The following is a 15,271-nucleotide window of genomic DNA, read 5'->3' as shown; positions in this document are numbered from 1 at the left end:
GCGGGTGCCCGAGCCTGCCACCCCCGACGCCGTCCAGCCGCTGAGAGCCCTCTGGCGTCGCTACGGGGCCTACCGCGCCCGGTTCGTGGGAGCCGTCGCCGCCTCGACGGTCAACAAGGTCGCCGACATCGTCCCCGAGCTCCTGATCGGCGCGGCCGTCGACGTCGTGGTGCGCGGCGACGCGTCCTTCGTCGGCGAGGTGCTCGGCGTCGAGTCGCGCTTCGCGCAGCTCGGCTGGCTGGCCGTGATCAACGCCGTGGTGTGGGTCGTGGAGTCGGTGAGCGAGTACGTCGCCAGCGTGCTGTGGCGCGGTCTCGCCCAGGGCGTCGAGCACGACCTGCGCGTGGAGGCGTACGACCACGTCCAGCACCTCGACCTCGGCTGGCACGAGAGCCGCCCGGCGGGATCGACCCTCGCCACCCTCAACGACGACGTCAACCAGCTCGAGCGGTTCCTCGACGTCGGGGCGCCGGCGATCCTGCAGACCGCGCTCAACGTGCTGCTGGTGGGCGCCGTCTTCGCGGCCGCGTCGGGCCAGCTGCTGGTGCTGGCCTTCCTGCCGATCCCGCTGATCGTCATCGGGTCGCTCGTCTTCCAGCGTCGCCTCGAGCCGCTCTACGACCGGGTCCGCGTGGCCGTCGCCGACCTGTCCAGCACGCTCTCCTCCAACATCTCGGGCATCGCCACCATCAAGGCCTTCACGGCCGAGGACCGCGAGCGCGACCGCGTCGCCGACGTCTCCTCGGCCTACCGTCGCGCCAACACCGACGCGATCCGTTCCTCCGCTGCGTTCGTGCCGCTGGTCCGGATGGCGATCCTGGCCGGCTTCACGTGCACCCTGCTGCTCGGCGGCTGGGCGACGTTGCGTGGCGACCTCGAGGTCGGGCTCTACTCGGTGCTGGTCTTCATGACGCAGCGCCTGCTCTGGCCGCTGACCGAGGTCGCCGAGGTCCTCGACCTCTACCAGCGCGGCCGGGCGTCGGCGGCCCGCATCCTGGGCCTGCTCCAGGTGCCGGTGACGGTCCCCGCCGGCGTCACGGCGCTGGAGCGCCCGGTCACCGGGCGCGTCGAGCTGCGGGGAGTGCGCGCCGGCTACGCAGACGGCCCCGACGTCCTGCACGGCATCGACCTCCTCGTGCCCGCGGGCGAGACCCACGCGATCGTGGGCTCGACCGGATCCGGGAAGTCCTCGCTGCTGCGCCTGGTGCTGCGCTTCGACGACCCCCGCGAGGGAGTGGTCCTCTTCGACGGGCAGGACGTGCGGGGCCTCGACTGGGACTCGCTGCGCGGGTCGTTGGGCTTCGTCGCGCAGGACGTCTTCATGTTCGCCGGGTCGGTGGCCGACAACATCGCCTACGGCCGTCCCGGCGCCACCCGCGAGCAGGTGCGGGAGGCCGCAGAGGCGGCAGCCGCGCTCGACTTCATCGAGGCCATGCCCGACGGGCTGGACACGTGGGTCGGCGAGCGCGGCGTCACCCTGTCAGGTGGCCAGCGGCAGCGGCTCGCCCTGGCCCGCGCCCTCCTCCGCGACCCCGCTGTGCTGGTGCTCGACGAGGCAACGAGTGCGGTCGACAACGAGACCGAGGCCGCGATCCAGCGGTCGCTGCAGCGGGCCACCGCCCGACGCACCGCGATCGTCGTCGCGCACCGCCTCTCGACCGTCCGGCACGCCCACCGGATCTGGGTGCTCGACGCGGGCCGGGTGGTCGAGGCCGGCACGCACGACGAGCTGATCGATCGCGGCGGTTCCTACGCCGCCCTCTGGCGGGTCCAGACGGGACTGGTGGCAGAGCAGGACCCGGTCGCCGGGTGAGGCGACCGGGTCCCGGGCGGGCGGTCCGGGGTGGTGGGGGAGTCAGGCGGTGACCGGCTCCCACTGGGGCGCGACCTCGGCACGGGCGGTCTGCCGCGCGTGCCGCAGCCCGAGGAGGGCCATGGCCAGGAGCACGGACGCGCCCAGGAACGCGGCGATCGCGGCGTAGCCGGCGATGGTGCCGATGGTGGCGAAGGCGTAGCCGTAGAGGAGCAGCCCGCGCAGGGCGTTGCCCATGAAGAGCGTCTGGCGGAGGCCGGCCAGCGCCTGGCCCTCCTCGCTCGCCTTGGCCTCGTCGTCGAGCGCCAGGTACTCGCCGCTCACCTGCTGGTAGGTGCGGCCGTCGCTCGCGGCATCCATGTGGGCCAGGATGTAGTGGTCGGCGTACGCCTTGGCCTCCGGGCCGGTGTCGAGTGCGCTGCCGGCGTACTTCTCGAGCGCGCCGGCGTCCGCCTCCGGCAGTCCGGCCAGCGCGTCGCCCTCGGGCATCGTGATGTCCTGCATGACCAGCTGGTCGTGGACCTGGTCGCCGATGAACGAGTTCGCCCACGTCAGGAGACCGCCGGCGATGAGCAGGACCGCGGCGACGGCCACTCCCGTCCAGGAGACCAGCTTGTCGAGAAACGCGCGCATGATGTGCCTTCCGTCAGGGCGGTCACCGGGTCGTTCCCGCCTCGTCCCCGACGCTAGGGAGCCGGCGCCCCGGCCGGACGGGGCGTTCGCACCCAACTCCGCAGGACCAAGGTCCCGAGCCGGACCTAGGGTGTGCGGATGGCGATCCGCGCGGTGGTCCTCGACATCGGGGGAGTCCTGGAGGTCATCGACGACGACGTCTTCCCCGCTCCCGCCGAGCGCCGCCTCGGCCTGGCCGCCGGCACGATCGCCGGCGGGCTGGCCGGGCTGCCGGGCGACGCCGTCGTGGGCGAGGTGACCGAGGACGAGATCCGGGCGGAGTGGCAGCGCGCGCTCGGCCTCGACGACCGCCAGGTCGACGCGCTCGTGGACGACTTCTGGCGGTGGTACGTCGGCACGCTCGACCGGGAGCTGTTCGACTGGTTCGCAGCCCAGCGCCCGGCGCGGCTCACCGCGATCCTGTCCAACTCCGGTCCCGGCGCCCGCGAGCGCGAGCGGTGCCACGGGTTCGAGGACGTCACCGACGACATCGTCTACAGCCACGAGGTGGGGCTCGCCAAGCCGGACCCGGCGGCCTACGAGCTCGCGACCCGCCGGCTCGGCGTCGCGCCCGCCGAGGTCGTGTTCCTCGACGACGTCCAGGCCAACGTGCTGGCCGCGCGGGCGATGGGCTGGCACGCCGTCCTGCACCGCGACACCGCCACGTCGATCGCCGAGGTGGAGCGCGTCATCGAGGCGGCGGCTCGCGTCTGATCCGGCCAGCACGGGGGTACCGGCTGGCATGCCGACCCACGACCGCCCAGCACGCGTCGTCCTCGTCACCGGTGCCTCGAGCGGCATCGGCGAGGCCGCCGCCCACCGCGTCGCGCGACGCGGCGACCACCTCGTCCTCCTCGCCCGGGGACGCGACGCCCTCGACCGCGTCGCCCGTGACTGCGACCGGCTCGGGGCCGCCTCGACGACCGTCGTGGCCGCCGACATCAGCAAGGACGACGAGGTCGAGACCGCCGTCGCCACCACCATGGCGCACCACGGCTGGATCGACACCGTGGTCGGCAGCGCGGGTGTGGTCGCCTACGGCCGCGTGGAGGACGTGCCGGCCGAGGTGTTCGACCAGGTCGTGGCGACCAACCTGCTCGGCTCGGTCAACCTCGCGCGCCACGTGCTCCCCGTCATGCGCACCCAGGGCGCGGGCAACCTCGTGATGGTCGGCTCGGTGATCGGCCACATCGCGGTCCCGGACATGGCGGCCTACGTCATCAGCAAGTGGGGTGTCCGCGCGCTCGTGCGGCAGCTGCAGGTCGACAACCGCGACTGCCCGGGCGTGCGGATCGAGTACGTCGCCCCCGGCGGCGTCGACACGCCCATCTACCGGCAGGCGGCGACGTACGGCGACGCGGCCGGACGCCCGCCGTTCCCGGTCACCAGCCCCGAGCGCATCGCCGCCCGCGCGCTGGCGGTGGCCGACGGGCGGCGCAGCGGCGGCCAGGTCGGTCTCGCCAACGACGTGATCCGGTTCGGCTTCACCGCCGTGCCGTGGGCCTACGACCGCCTCGTCGGTCCGCTGTTCTCCCTCGCCGCCCAGGACCAGACGGCGGAGGTGAGTCCCAGCCCGGGCAACGTGCTGCGCTCGCGCGAGGAGCTCAACGGCCTGCGGGGCGGTCACGGCAACGCGCTGGTCGCCATCGGCGCCAACGTCGTCGAGCTGGCCCGCCGGCGGGTGCGGGGCGACTGACGCCGCGGCGGCCGACAAACTGGCCGGACAAACCGGGGTGAGGCGCTGCCTGCCCGGCCGATAGCATCGCCGGGGACATCCGTCCGACCCCTCACACCCTCCCGAAGGAGCTCTCGTGTCCGACATCCAGGTCGTCCGCATCCACGCCGATCAGCGTGCGGAGACCACGGTCACGACGGGCACCAAGGCCTGGGAGCTGTTCCGGGACGACGCCGACGTGGTTGCCGCGCGCGTCGGCGGGGCCTTGAAGGACCTCGCCTACGAGCTCGCCGACGGCGACGAGGTCGAGGCCGTGGCCATCGACAGCCCCGACGGCCGCGACATCCTGCGGCACTCGACCGCGCACGTCATGGCGCAGGCGGTGCAGCAGATCTGGCCCGAGGCCAAGCTCGGCATCGGCCCGCCGGTGGAGAACGGCTTCTACTACGACTTCGACGTCGAGACCCCGTTCGTGCCCGACGACCTGGTCAAGATCGAGTCCGCGATGCGCAAGATCATCAAGGAGAACCAGCGCTTCGAGCGGCGGGTCACCACCGACGCCGACGCGCTGGACGAGCTCAAGGACGAGCCCTACAAGATCGAGCTGATCGGGCTCAAGGGCGGCGCGGGTGCCTCCGACACCGAGTCGATCGGGGAGGGCGCCTCCGTCGAGGTCGGGGCGGGCGAGCTGACCATCTACGACAACATCGGCCGCAACGGCGAGGCGAAGTGGTCCGACCTGTGCCGCGGCCCCCACCTGCCGACCACCAAGCGCATCCCGGCCTTCAAGCTGATGCGGAGCGCCGCGGCCTACTGGCGCGGTGACGAGAAGAACAAGCAGCTCCAGCGCATCTACGGCACCGCGTGGGAGTCGAAGGAGGCGCTCGAGGAGCACCTCCACCGCATCGAGGAGGCCGAGCGTCGCGATCACCGCAAGCTCGGGCGCGAGCTCGACCTCTACTCGTTCCCCGACGAGATCGGGTCGGGCATGGCGGTCTTCCACCCCAGGGGTGGCGTGATCAAGCGGGAGATGGAGGACTACGTCCGCCGCCGGCACCTCGAGGAGGGCTTCGACTACGTCGGCACCCCCCACATCAGCAAGGACGGGCTGTTCCACACCTCCGGGCACCTGCCCTACTACGCGGACACCATGTTCCCGCCGATGGAGATGGAGCACGCGGAGTACCGCCTCAAGGCGATGAACTGCCCGATGCACAACCTCATCTACCGCTCGCGGCAGCGCTCCTACCGCGAGCTGCCGCTGCGGCTGTTCGAGTTCGGGTCGGTCTACCGCTACGAGAAGTCCGGCGTCGTGCACGGCCTGACTCGCGTGCGCGCGATGACCCAGGACGACTCGCACTCCTACGTCACCCCGGAGCAGGCGCCGGCCGAGGTCGAGCACCTCCTCACCTTCGTCACCGGCCTGCTGCGCGACTTCGGCCTCGACGACTACTACTTCGAGCTGTCGACCCGCGACGACTCGAAGCCCGACAAGTTCATCGGCTCCGACGACCAGTGGGAGACCGCCACCGCGGTGCTCGAGTCCGCCGCACGCAAGTTCGGCGTCGACCTCGTGCCCGACCCGGGCGGCGCCGCGTTCTACGGCCCGAAGATCTCCGTGCAGGCCAAGGACGCCATCGGCCGCACCTGGCAGATGTCGACCATCCAGTACGACTTCAACCAGCCCGCGGTCGACCGCTTCGACCTCGAGTACGTCGCCGCCGACGGCAGCCGCCAGCAGCCGGTCATGATCCACTCCGCCAAGTTCGGCTCGATCGAGCGGTTCATCGGCGTGCTCGTGGAGCACTACGCCGGCGCCTTCCCGCCCTGGCTCGCGCCCGTGCAGGTGCAGGGCATCCCGATCGCCGAGCGCCACAACGACTACCTCTTCGACATCGCGAAGCAGATGAAGGCGCAGGGGCTGCGGGTCGAGGTCGACGACTCCGACGACCGGATGCAGAAGAAGATCCGCAACGCCCAGCTGCAGAAGGTGCCGTTCATGATGATCGCCGGCGACAACGACGTCGAGGCCGGCGCCGTGTCGTTCCGCTACCGCGACGGCCGCCAGGACAACGGCGTCCCGCTGGCCGAGGCGATCGAGCGGGTGGCCGCGGCGGTGGCCTCGCGCGAGCAGGTCTGACCCGGGTGGCCGGGTTCGCGCGCCGACCGATCGTCGACCTCACCGAGGAGCAGGCGCGCCGGACGCTCCCGCTCAAGTGGAGCGTGCCCGACGACGTGATCCCGGCCTGGGTCGCCGAGATGGACTACGCCGTCGACCCGGTCGTGATGGACGCGGTGCAGCGGGCGCTCGCCGACGGCATCACCGGCTACCCCCTCGAGCGGGACGCGGCGCTGGGTGAGGCGTACGCCGGGTGGGCCGCGCGGCACTTCGGCTGGGCGCCGGACCCCACGGCAGTGCGTGAGGTCGTCGACGTGACCGCCGGCGTGCGGGTCGCGATCGACGTGTTCAGCGGCCCGGGCGGCGTGGTCTTCCCGACACCGGGTTACAACGCCCAGTTCGGCCTGGCCGGCATCACCGGTCGCGAGGAGGTCCGGCTCGACGTGCCTGCGGCGGCCGACCGGGCCGAGGTCGACCTCGACCGCCTCGACCGCCTGTTCGCCGACGGTGCGCAGACGCTGATCCTGACCCAGCCGCACAACCCCTGGGGCCGCGTCTTCACGCGCGCCGAGCTGGAGGGGATCCGCGACGTCGTCGTACGCCACGGCGCGCGGGTCGTCAGCGACGAGATCCACGCCCCGCTGGTGCTTCCCGGCGCCGAGCACGTCTCCTACCTGTCGATCGACGGCACCCACGACCACGCGGTCGCGGTGGTCGCTGCGTCGAAGGCGTTCAACACCGCGGGGCTCAAGTGCGCGCAGCTCGTCGTCCCCTCGCCGGATGACCGCGCGCGTCTCGACGCGGAGCCGATGTCCCGCAACGACTCGTGGTCACCGCTCGGCGTGGTGGCTGCGCGAGCGGCGTACGACCTCGGGGACCCGTGGCTCGCCTCGCTCGTCGAGCGGCTCGACCGGCAGCGTGCGCTGCTCGGTGAGCTCCTCGCCGACCATCTCCCCGAGGTGCGGATGCGCCCGCTCGAGGCCACCTACCTCGCCTGGCTCGACGCCTCCGCCTACGGTCACGACGACGCCGCGGCCGTCGCGCTCGAGCGCGGTCGGGTCAAGGTGAGCCCGGGGGAGTCCTACGCCCCCGGCACCACCGGCCAGGTCCGGCTCAACATCGCCACCTCGCCCGACCGGCTCACCGAGATCGTCGAGCGGCTGGCCAAGGCCTGGAGGTAGGCGCTCGGACCGGCGGGCGGGCGATCTGGCGGCACATCCGGAGCGACGTGCCCACCGGTTCGCTGCCGTCCGCGGCGACGTACGGGACCCGCCCGCGCTCGACGAAGCCTCGCGCCCGGTAGAAGGGGAGGGCCAGCTCGTTGCCCTCGGTGACCGACACCCACTGCTCCGCGGCGCCGGCTGCGAGCTGCTGGCGGGTGAGGTGGTCGAGCAGCGCGGTGCCGATCCCGCGACCCCTCAGTGGAGGATCCAGGTAGAGCACGAGGACGTTGCCGACGGTCCCGTCGCTCACGCCGCCGCCGGCGGCTCCGAGCACCTCGTCCAGCGGCGACACGGCGACGACGTACCCCTGCCAGGACGGGTGGTGCGGGTGCGCCGCGATCTCGGTTCGCACGCGGTCGACGTCGTAGTAGTGATCTGCCTGGTGCTCGATGACCTCGGGTGGCAGCAGCCCACGCGACGACAGGCCGTAGCCCTCCCGGCAGACCCGCGCGATCGCGGCCTCGTCGCCCGGACGTGCTGCGCGGACGGCGAAGACTGATGGCTCGCGGAAGGTCACGGCTCCCGAGCCTAGGACGCGGCCTCGCGGTCGAGATCACGCACCAGGTAGGAGCGAATCGCGACCAGGGTGGGTGCTGCCCGCTCGCCCGTGCCGCGGCCGGTGTCGGTGGTCGCCGGTAGAATCGAACACATGATCGAGACGCTGGCAGGCCGCGGAGCAGGTGGGGTCGAGGACCTCACCGCCTCGGGGTTGCTGCGTGCGATCCGGGCCCGACGTCTTGACGAGGAGCGCGCGGCGGCCGACCAGCTGGTCCTCGCCGCTCGGTGGGCTGACCTGCACCCGCCGGAGTCGATCCACGACGCGGCTGCGTTCGTGGTGCCCGGGTCGGAGCACGAGGAGCCGATCGCGGGCGTGGGTGCGCCGCTGGTGGCGGAGTTCTGCCTCGCCGAGCTCGGCGGGGTGCTCGGGGTCTCGACGACGGCGGCGAAGAAGCTCGTCGGCCACGCCCTCGAGCTGCGCCACCGCCTCCCGCGACTGTGGGACCTCGTCCAGGCGGGCCGGGTGCCGGCGTGGCGTGCCCGCGCGGTCGCGGAGGTCACCATCCACACCGCTCCGGCCCTGACTCGTGACGCGGCGGCGTTCGTGGACGCGCAGGTCGCCGCGGTGGCGGGGAGGGTCGGTCCGGCGCAGCTCGATCGGCTCGTCGCGGAGGCGATCAAACGGTTCGACCTCGCCGAGGCGGATCCGGCCGCGGACCCGGAGGACGGCTACCTGTCGGTGGACCCGCGCCACGTCACGATCCACGACGACGTGCACTTCGCCGGCACGATGCGGATCGAGGCCGAGGTCGACATCGCCGACGCCCTGGACCTCGACCGCGCCCTCGCGCGGGCTGCCGAGGTGCAGAAGGCGCTGGGGTCCGCGCTGTCCGTCGGCGCCCGCCGGGCCAAGGCCCTCGGGGACCTCGCCCGCACCCAGACCGCCCTCGACCTCCACACCCAGGAGGCCGGGGCGGGTGCCGACCGTGAGCACCTGCCCGCCGCCCGGGAGATCGTCCTCCACGCCCACTTCGACGCCACCTTCTCCGGTGATACGACCGTCTTCGACGCCACGGGTCGGCTGGAGGAGGGCCAGCGGCTGATGCTGCTCGACCAGATCCGCGACTGGTGCGGCGACTCCCGCACCAAGGTCACCATCAAGCCGGTCATCGACCTCAACGCCGACCTCGCCACCGCGGCCTACGAGGTTCCGGACCGGATCCGCGAGCACGTGGTCCTCCGCGATCGCACGTGCGTGTTCCCCTGGTGCACCCGACCCGCCCGCGGCTGCGACATCGACCACGTCATCCCGCACGACCCTGACGCCGAGGCGGAAAGTCGACCTCAGCCGGGGCCGACCAGCAGTCACAACCTCGCGGCACTCTGCAGGTTCCACCACCGATTGAAGACCCACACCGCCTGGCGCTACCGCATGACAGAGCCAGGGGTGTTCGAGTGGACCAGCCCCCACGGTCACACCTACCGCCGCGACCGCACCGGCACCAGCCCCATCGAGTCGCCAGCCGATGATCCACCTGGGATCCCGCGCCCTCGCCGACCATGACCCCGCCCCACACCCCGCCACCCACCAGGTAGCGGGGCCACCGGCACGCCCGGTGTCGGCTGGCGTCCGCCTGGGCAGATCCGCAGGGCTACAAGCGACGCGCTGCCTGAACAAGCAGGCGCGCGGCAACGATGTGCCACCCTTCCCGCCATGGGCTACCTCGTGGAGACGGCGGGTCGACTGCTCCTTCCCTCTGACCTCGAGGGCGCGGCCTTCCAGGCGTTGACCTCGGCGATGGCAGCGCACGATGGGTGGTTCGATCCGGAGGACGACGAGTGGCCGGTCTCGTCCTTGGCCGACCTGGCTCCGTTCGCGGCGACCTCCGTCGAGCGCGACGGCGACTGGCTGGTGCTCGCCACCGACGAGGACGGCGATCCCAAGTGGTCCGACCGGGCCACGGCCTTCTACGTCGAGCTGGCGAGATGGGTCGGTCACGGCACAGTTCACCTGTCCGGCGAGGACGGGGTCGAGTGGAGCTACGCCTTCGGCGGAGGTCGGCTGACCCAATCAGGCCAGAACGGTTGGGACGGGTCGATCGAGCCGTTCGGGAGTCCTGTCGAGGAAGTGCCGCCGGACGCGCCACGAAGGCGCGGCTGGTTCCGCCGGCGTTGAAGGGGCGTTCCCGAGGCACGCGTCGCGGAAGATCCGGACTTCCGACTGGCTCCGGTAGGGCGACGGCAGCCGCACGATGTCGAACCCGCTGCGATTCGTGTGGGGCGATGCCTATGATCGTCACGAGCCCGCCCAAGGCGCATCTACCCGGTAAGGATGCGCCCTGCCCGTCGCACGGTGGGGGTGGCAGCCCGTTCGAGCCGGGCCGGGTCCGGGGGACTCACGCCTCGACGGGAGGTGTCGGGGTTCCCGTCCCGCTCGACTCGCACCACGAGCGGACGTCTACCGATGCCCGAGAGCGGCTTCAGGGCGTCCCTCACGACCACTCGGCCGTGCCGGGAACCACCCGCCCGGGCGCCGACGAGGCAGGGTGTCCCTCATGGGCGAGGAGTTCTACTCGGATGCGCGGCTGTACGACCGGTTGTTCCCCGGGAGCGAGCATGCGGTCGACTTCTACCGGGCTGAGGCTGCTCGCGGGGGCGGCCGCGTCCTGGAGCTCGGGTGCGGCACCGGGCAGAAGCTGATCCCGATCGCGGCCGACGGCCATCAGTGCGTGGGTCTGGAGCTCTCGCGGCACATGCTCGCCGAGGCCCGGCGCAAGTCGGACGAGTGCGGCGTGACGGTGGAGTGGATGCAGGGCGACATGCGCGCGTTCGAGCTGGGCCGGACCTTCGACCTCGTGGTGATCGCCGCCAACTCGCTGCTCCACCTGCACGAGGCCGACGACCTGGTGGGGTGCCTCCGGGCGGTGCGCAGGCACCTGGCGCCCGGAGGGCGGCTCGTCCTCGACGTGTTCAACCCGAGCATTCACCTCCTCGCCGGTGCCGACGGCGTACGGCGAAGGCGAGGCCGACTTCCTCGTCGCTCCGCTCGAGATGCGGAGCATCTTCCCGCAGGAGCTTCCGCTGCTGCTGTCGCTCGGCGGTCTGAGGGTGGTCGAGCGCTTCGGCGACTGGTCCCGTGCGCCGTTCGCCCCAGATGCGGCCCTGCAGCTGTGCGTCTGCGAACCGGACTGACGCCCTGCGCGACACCGGAGACATCGAGTCCCGGAGGTGTCACGATCGGTCCTGACACTGACGGGGGACAGCGGGGCCCGTCGAGAGGGAAGACCTCGATGCTCACGAGAGCACTGGTCGCACTGAGACGGCGGCGCAAGCGGCGCAGACGCGGGCGGGGCCAGACCATGCTCCTCTCGCGTGGCCCGGCGCCCGACCCGCGGATCGCCCAGCAGTCCCTCGACCCGAACGCACGGTTCATCGGTGAGCAGATGGGATCGGGCGGGGAGGGCTGACGGCACCTCCCCCGCGGCGTGGGAGGACACCCGGCCGACCCCGAGGAACACTGACGGTGATGCCGAGCCCGCTCGGGGTGCGGCCCGCGCTCGAAAGGTGTGTGTCGTGACGACGAAGAGCGACTTCTCCGAGGAGGACTGGGTTCGCATCGTGCGGGCACCGTTCGTCGCCGGGCTGGCGATCTCGCTGGCCGATCCGGGCGGGCCGATCGAGGCCGCGAAGGAGACGATGGCGACCATGCGGTCGGCCACCAGTCCGCCGAGCCGCGAGCAGCTCCTGGCTGACGTGGCGCTCGACGTCCAGGGCATGGTGCAGGAGCGCCGTCACCCGCTCAAGGGCTACAAGCCCACCGGCCCGGCGGTCGGGGACGAGGTGGTCACCGAGCTCCGCGAGGTGGTGGGCATCGTGGCGGCCACGGCGTCGACCGAGGAGACGTCGGCGTACGGCGCCTGGCTCGTCGCGAGCGCGGAGGCCGCGGCCGCCGCCGCGAAGGAGGGCGGCTTCATGGGCTTCCACGCGGAGCAGGTCAGTGCCGGCGAGCAGGCGATGCTCGACCGGGTCCGGGATGCCGTCACCACCTGAGCCCGCCCGTGGCGAGGACCTCGCGGGCGGCCTGGGCGAGGTCGACGTCCTTGGCGCTGGCGACTCGGCGCAGCACGGCGAACGCCTGGTCCAGGTTCAGTCCGAACCGCTCGACCAGCACGCCCTGGGCAACGCCGATGACGTGCCGCGACGCAACGGTGACCTCGGGGGCCGCGATGACGCCGGCCGCGACGAGCGCGTGCGCAGCGTGCGCGGCGGAGAACAACGCCGCGCTGATCTCCTCGGGATCCGTGAACCCGTTCACCTGTCCGGAGTAGAGGTTCAGCGCGCCGAGACGGTCGCTCGCGGCCCAGAGCGGCACCGTCAGCAGCGACCTCACCCCCAGCTTCGCGGCGGCCGGTCCCCACGACGGCCACCTCTCGTCGGCAGCCACGGTCCCGGCGCGGATCCAGTCGCCGGTGCTCGCCAGCGTCACGCACGGCCCTTCCTGCATGGCGAGCTGCAGCTGGTCCACCACTCGCGCTGCTCGTGACGTCGCCGCCACCGTGCGGTGGTCGTGCCGGCCCCGCCGGATCGTCAGGCTTCCGCTGTCGGCGACCCGGACGGCGTCGACCGCCCTCGCCATGATGGCGTCGACCGTCTCCAGGGAATCGGCCTCGACTCGGATCTCCGTGGCGGTGCGCCGCAGCAGCTCGGACAGGTCCGACGTCATGTCGCCCTCCGGGGTCCCACACCTGCGACGCAGCCGTTGCCTGGACTGCACGACGGAACGTACAACGGGAGCAGGGGTCGAGGGGAGGTTCAGCGCACCTTCTTCACGTATTTCCGGCACGGCGAGACGAACGTCTGCCCGTCGGCGCTGACCTCGTAGGGGAGGTCGCCGCGGTCCGACCAGCCCTGCCGCTCGTAGAACCGCCGGGCCCGCGCGTTCCCCACCACGACCGCCAGCCAGGCCGACGGGTGCCCGGCGGCGGCCACCCGTCGCTCGCCCTCGGCCAGCAGCTCGGTTGCCAGCCCCGTCCCGCGGGCCGACCGCGCGACGAACACCTGCTCCACCTCGTCGTCGACCACCATCACGAAACCCTGCACCGATCCGTCGCCGGCGACCGCGACCGCCGTGTCGGCGACCCGCGGCGGGGTGCGCTCGTGGAAGGCGGCCAGCGTGCGCGCAGCGGTCAGCCCGTCGGGCACGTGACCGGCGTGGCCGTCGTGCCAGCCCTCGTGCCAGAGGTCCGCGACCGCGGCCATATCGGCGACCTCGGCCGGTCGGATCGACGTCATGCGGCCACCCTAGGATCGCTGCCATGAGTGACGACGCGCTCGAGCGGATCTGGACGCCCCACCGGATGGCCTACGTCCGCACGGCGGTCGACGACGAGGGCTGCCCGTTCTGCGCCATCCCCTCGCACCCCGACGAGGAGTCGCTCGTCGTCGCGCGCGGCGCGTCGACGTACGTCGTGCTCAACCTGCACCCCTACAACCCCGGCCACCTGATGGTGCTGCCCTACCGCCACGTCGCCGACCTGACCGACCTCACCGCGGAGGAGGCGGCCGAGCTGATGTCGATGACGCAGCAGGCACTGCGGACCGTACGCACGGTGAGCCGCCCGCACGCGTTCAACGTCGGCCTCAACCTCGGCCGGTCGGCCGGCGGTTCCCTGTCCGAGCACCTGCACCAGCACGTGGTCCCGCGGTGGACCGGCGACGCCAACTTCATCACCGTCGTCGGTGGCACCAAGACGCTCCCGCAGCTGCTCGAGGACACGCGCGACCTGCTCGCGAGCGCCTGGGCGGACGCCTGAAGTGACCTCCCACCTCGCCGCCGACGCCGCCCTCGCCGCCGACCTGGTCCGGGAGGCGGCGCTGCTGGCCGCCCGCATCCGGCAGGAGGGGCTCGACGTCGAGCGCAAGACCAGCGGCTCCGACATCGTCACGCAGGCCGACACCGCCGCCGAGCGGCTCATCGTCCAGCAGCTCACCGCCGAGCGACCCGGTGACGCCATCGTGGGGGAGGAGGGCACGTCGAGGCCCGGCACCTCGGGCCGGACCTGGGTCATCGACCCGGTGGACGGCACCTACAACTTCTCGCGCGGCAGCGACTGGTGGTGCACCGCGATCGCCCTGCACGACGAGGACGACGTCCTGCTCGGCGCCGTGCACCACGCCGCCAGCCTGCGCACGTGGGTGGGCGGCCCCGACCTCCCCAGCACGTGCGACGGGGTGCCGCTCGCGCCGCTCCCCGACACCCCACGCGAAGCACGCTGCGCAGCGACCTACCTGCACCCGCCGTTCTACGGCAGCGAGGTCGGCGAGGCCTTCGCGCGCGCACTGCGCCAGGTCGGCACGCTGCGGATGTTCGGCTCCGGGACGATGGACACGATGGCGATCGCCTCGGGCCAGTGGGACGTGCTCTTCCAGCACTCGGTGTCCGACTGGGACCGGCTGCCGGGCGCGGCGATCATCCGCGGCGCCGGCGGCGAGTCGGACGTCGTAGCCGCCGCCGGCGTGGACTGGACCGTGTCCGGTGCTCCCGCCGCCGTGGCGGACGTCCGGGCGGCGCTGCTGGACCGGTAGCCTGCGGCCGTGCTCGATCGGTTCAAGCAGTTCTGGCAGGGCGTGGTGCTCGCGCCCTTCATCAACCTGTTCATCCGCCTGGGCATCAGCCCCGACGTCGTGACGCTGGTCGGCACGTTCGGCGTCAGCTTCGGCGCGCTGTTCTTCTTCCCCCGCGGCATGGTGTGGGAGGGCGTCCTCTTCATCACCGCCTTCGTCTTCAGCGACCTGGTCGACGGCGCGATGGCGCGCAAGGTGGGGCGCAAGGACGACTTCGGCGCCTTCCTCGACTCCACCCTGGACCGGGTCGCCGACGGTGCGCTGTTCGCCGGGCTCGCGGTCTTCTTCGCCTGGCAGCGCGAGAGCCACCTCTACCTCTGGCTGTGCCTCGTCATCCTCGTCATGGGCGCGGTCACGTCGTACGCCCGGGCGAAGGCCGACCACCTCGGGTACGACGCCAAGGTGGGCGTCGCCGAGCGCCCCGACCGCCTCGTCGGCATGCTCGTGCCGGCCTTCTTCGCCGACCTCCTCGACCTCTGGATCCTGCTCGAGGTGGCCCTCTGGGCGCTCGCGGTCGCGGCCACGGTGACCGTCGCGCAGCGCATCTGGGTCGTCCGGCGGCAGGCGCTCGCACGCGCGGCCTCGCAGGCCTGATCAAGCGCTCAACCATCGTCGGTGGCGATGCATCCTTTGGGATGAGGCCGCAC

17 protein-coding genes and 1 pseudogene are annotated in these 15,271 nt (G+C 72.3%); 13 read left to right on the top strand and 5 right to left on the bottom strand.

The window, feature by feature from the left end; genetic code table 11:
* Window positions 1-4 precede the first annotated feature (4 nt).
* Window positions 5-1,813 (top strand): ABC transporter ATP-binding protein, encoded by a 1,809-nt coding sequence (locus AC3A3L_RS17910; protein WP_487641399.1) that lies wholly within the window; start codon window positions 5-7, stop codon window positions 1,811-1,813.
* Between the two features lie 42 nt (window positions 1,814-1,855).
* Here AC3A3L_RS17910 and AC3A3L_RS17905 read toward each other — a convergent pair whose 3' ends face one another.
* Window positions 1,856-2,446 (bottom strand): hypothetical protein, encoded by a 591-nt coding sequence (locus tag AC3A3L_RS17905; RefSeq protein ID WP_487641398.1) that lies wholly within the window; start codon window positions 2,444-2,446, stop codon window positions 1,856-1,858.
* 138 nt (window positions 2,447-2,584) lie between these two features.
* Here AC3A3L_RS17905 and AC3A3L_RS17900 point away from each other — a divergent pair, with 138 nt between their 5' ends.
* From AC3A3L_RS17900 to AC3A3L_RS17885, 4 genes are all read left to right on the top strand, one after another.
* Window positions 2,585-3,199, top strand: a complete 615-nt coding sequence (locus AC3A3L_RS17900; protein ID WP_487641397.1) for an HAD-IA family hydrolase — start codon at window positions 2,585-2,587, stop codon at window positions 3,197-3,199.
* 28 nt (window positions 3,200-3,227) lie between these two features.
* Window positions 3,228-4,181, top strand: coding sequence for an SDR family NAD(P)-dependent oxidoreductase (locus AC3A3L_RS17895; protein WP_487641396.1), 954 nt, complete (start codon window positions 3,228-3,230; stop codon window positions 4,179-4,181).
* 115 nt (window positions 4,182-4,296) lie between these two features.
* Window positions 4,297-6,300, top strand: coding sequence for a threonine--tRNA ligase (gene thrS / locus AC3A3L_RS17890; protein WP_487641395.1), 2,004 nt, complete (start codon window positions 4,297-4,299; stop codon window positions 6,298-6,300).
* 5 nt (window positions 6,301-6,305) lie between these two features.
* Entirely contained in the window at window positions 6,306-7,460 is a 1,155-nt protein-coding gene (locus tag AC3A3L_RS17885; protein WP_487641394.1) for a MalY/PatB family protein, read from the top strand.
* On the opposite strand, the gene AC3A3L_RS17880 is transcribed toward AC3A3L_RS17885, so the two are convergent.
* Complete coding sequence (locus AC3A3L_RS17880) at window positions 7,420-8,019, bottom strand: GNAT family N-acetyltransferase (RefSeq protein ID WP_487641393.1); 600 nt, start codon at window positions 8,017-8,019, stop codon at window positions 7,420-7,422. The genes AC3A3L_RS17885 and AC3A3L_RS17880 overlap by 41 nt on opposite strands.
* Window positions 8,020-8,030: 11 nt before the next feature.
* Window positions 8,031-8,153 (bottom strand): hypothetical protein, encoded by a 123-nt coding sequence (locus AC3A3L_RS17875; RefSeq protein WP_487641392.1) that lies wholly within the window; start codon window positions 8,151-8,153, stop codon window positions 8,031-8,033.
* Between AC3A3L_RS17875 and AC3A3L_RS17870 the strand changes: the two genes are divergently transcribed.
* The 5 genes and pseudogenes from AC3A3L_RS17870 (at window position 8,152) to AC3A3L_RS17850 (ending at window position 12,050) form a co-directional block, all read left to right on the top strand.
* Window positions 8,152-9,564, top strand: coding sequence for an HNH endonuclease signature motif containing protein (locus AC3A3L_RS17870; protein WP_487641391.1), 1,413 nt, complete (start codon window positions 8,152-8,154; stop codon window positions 9,562-9,564). The two genes, AC3A3L_RS17875 and AC3A3L_RS17870, sit on opposite strands and share 2 nt — an antisense overlap.
* A 150-nt stretch (window positions 9,565-9,714) precedes the next feature.
* Entirely contained in the window at window positions 9,715-10,176 is a 462-nt protein-coding gene (locus AC3A3L_RS17865) for a hypothetical protein (RefSeq protein WP_487641390.1), read from the top strand.
* A gap of 379 nt (window positions 10,177-10,555) precedes the next feature.
* Window positions 10,556-10,969 (top strand): annotated as a pseudogene (locus AC3A3L_RS17860) (class I SAM-dependent methyltransferase); the annotation flags it as partial.
* Between the two features lie 28 nt (window positions 10,970-10,997).
* Window positions 10,998-11,192, top strand: a complete 195-nt coding sequence (locus AC3A3L_RS17855) for a hypothetical protein (RefSeq protein ID WP_487641699.1) — start codon at window positions 10,998-11,000, stop codon at window positions 11,190-11,192.
* A 381-nt stretch (window positions 11,193-11,573) separates the two neighbouring features.
* Window positions 11,574-12,050: a hypothetical protein gene (locus AC3A3L_RS17850; protein WP_487641389.1), complete on the top strand. Its 477-nt coding sequence runs from the start codon at window positions 11,574-11,576 to the stop codon at window positions 12,048-12,050.
* On the opposite strand, the gene AC3A3L_RS17845 is transcribed toward AC3A3L_RS17850, so the two are convergent.
* Together AC3A3L_RS17845 and AC3A3L_RS17840 are read right to left on the bottom strand one after the other, a co-directional pair.
* A complete protein-coding gene (locus AC3A3L_RS17845) occupies window positions 12,040-12,723 on the bottom strand; it encodes a GAF and ANTAR domain-containing protein (RefSeq protein ID WP_487641388.1) in 684 nt (227 codons plus the stop codon). The two genes, AC3A3L_RS17850 and AC3A3L_RS17845, sit on opposite strands and share 11 nt — an antisense overlap.
* Window positions 12,724-12,812: 89 nt before the next feature.
* Window positions 12,813-13,292 carry an N-acetyltransferase family protein gene (locus AC3A3L_RS17840; protein WP_487641387.1) on the bottom strand — a complete coding sequence of 160 codons (480 nt, stop codon included), beginning with the start codon at window positions 13,290-13,292 and terminating at the stop codon, window positions 12,813-12,815.
* A gap of 23 nt (window positions 13,293-13,315) precedes the next feature.
* Here AC3A3L_RS17840 and AC3A3L_RS17835 point away from each other — a divergent pair, with 23 nt between their 5' ends.
* Genes AC3A3L_RS17835 through pgsA form a run of 3 tightly spaced genes read left to right on the top strand, consistent with a single transcriptional unit; the run spans window position 13,316 to window position 15,218 of the window.
* The gene (locus AC3A3L_RS17835; protein ID WP_487641386.1) at window positions 13,316-13,813 is read left to right on the top strand and encodes an HIT family protein; all 498 of its coding nucleotides are present in this window, start codon (window positions 13,316-13,318) and stop codon (window positions 13,811-13,813) included.
* Between the two features lies 1 nt (window position 13,814).
* Complete coding sequence (locus AC3A3L_RS17830; RefSeq protein ID WP_487641385.1) at window positions 13,815-14,585, top strand: inositol monophosphatase family protein; 771 nt, start codon at window positions 13,815-13,817, stop codon at window positions 14,583-14,585.
* Between the two features lie 9 nt (window positions 14,586-14,594).
* The gene (gene pgsA / locus AC3A3L_RS17825; protein ID WP_487641384.1) at window positions 14,595-15,218 is read left to right on the top strand and encodes a phosphatidylinositol phosphate synthase; all 624 of its coding nucleotides are present in this window, start codon (window positions 14,595-14,597) and stop codon (window positions 15,216-15,218) included.
* The last annotated feature ends 53 nt before the right edge of the window (window positions 15,219-15,271 follow it).

Source organism: Nocardioides sp. Soil_C_8, assembly GCF_057656315.1.
Note: the sequence above shows the minus strand (reverse complement) of the source record. Positions and strands in the feature narration are given on the sequence as shown.

What these genes read in the sequence shown, in the direction of transcription:
- AC3A3L_RS17905 (WP_487641398.1), bottom strand. Translation starts at nt 2,446, where the DNA reads ATGCGCGCGTTTCTCGACAAGCTGGTCTCCTGGACGGGAGTGGCCGTC.
- AC3A3L_RS17900 (WP_487641397.1), top strand. Translation starts at nt 2,585, where the DNA reads ATGGCGATCCGCGCGGTGGTCCTCGACATCGGGGGAGTCCTGGAGGTC.
- AC3A3L_RS17895 (WP_487641396.1), top strand. Translation starts at nt 3,228, where the DNA reads ATGCCGACCCACGACCGCCCAGCACGCGTCGTCCTCGTCACCGGTGCC.
- AC3A3L_RS17870 (WP_487641391.1), top strand. Translation starts at nt 8,152, where the DNA reads ATGATCGAGACGCTGGCAGGCCGCGGAGCAGGTGGGGTCGAGGACCTC.
- AC3A3L_RS17875 (WP_487641392.1), bottom strand. Translation starts at nt 8,153, where the DNA reads ATGTGTTCGATTCTACCGGCGACCACCGACACCGGCCGCGGCACGGGC.
- AC3A3L_RS17865 (WP_487641390.1), top strand. Translation starts at nt 9,715, where the DNA reads ATGGGCTACCTCGTGGAGACGGCGGGTCGACTGCTCCTTCCCTCTGAC.
- AC3A3L_RS17845 (WP_487641388.1), bottom strand. Translation starts at nt 12,723, where the DNA reads ATGACGTCGGACCTGTCCGAGCTGCTGCGGCGCACCGCCACGGAGATC.
- AC3A3L_RS17840 (WP_487641387.1), bottom strand. Translation starts at nt 13,292, where the DNA reads ATGACGTCGATCCGACCGGCCGAGGTCGCCGATATGGCCGCGGTCGCG.
- AC3A3L_RS17835 (WP_487641386.1), top strand. Translation starts at nt 13,316, where the DNA reads ATGAGTGACGACGCGCTCGAGCGGATCTGGACGCCCCACCGGATGGCC.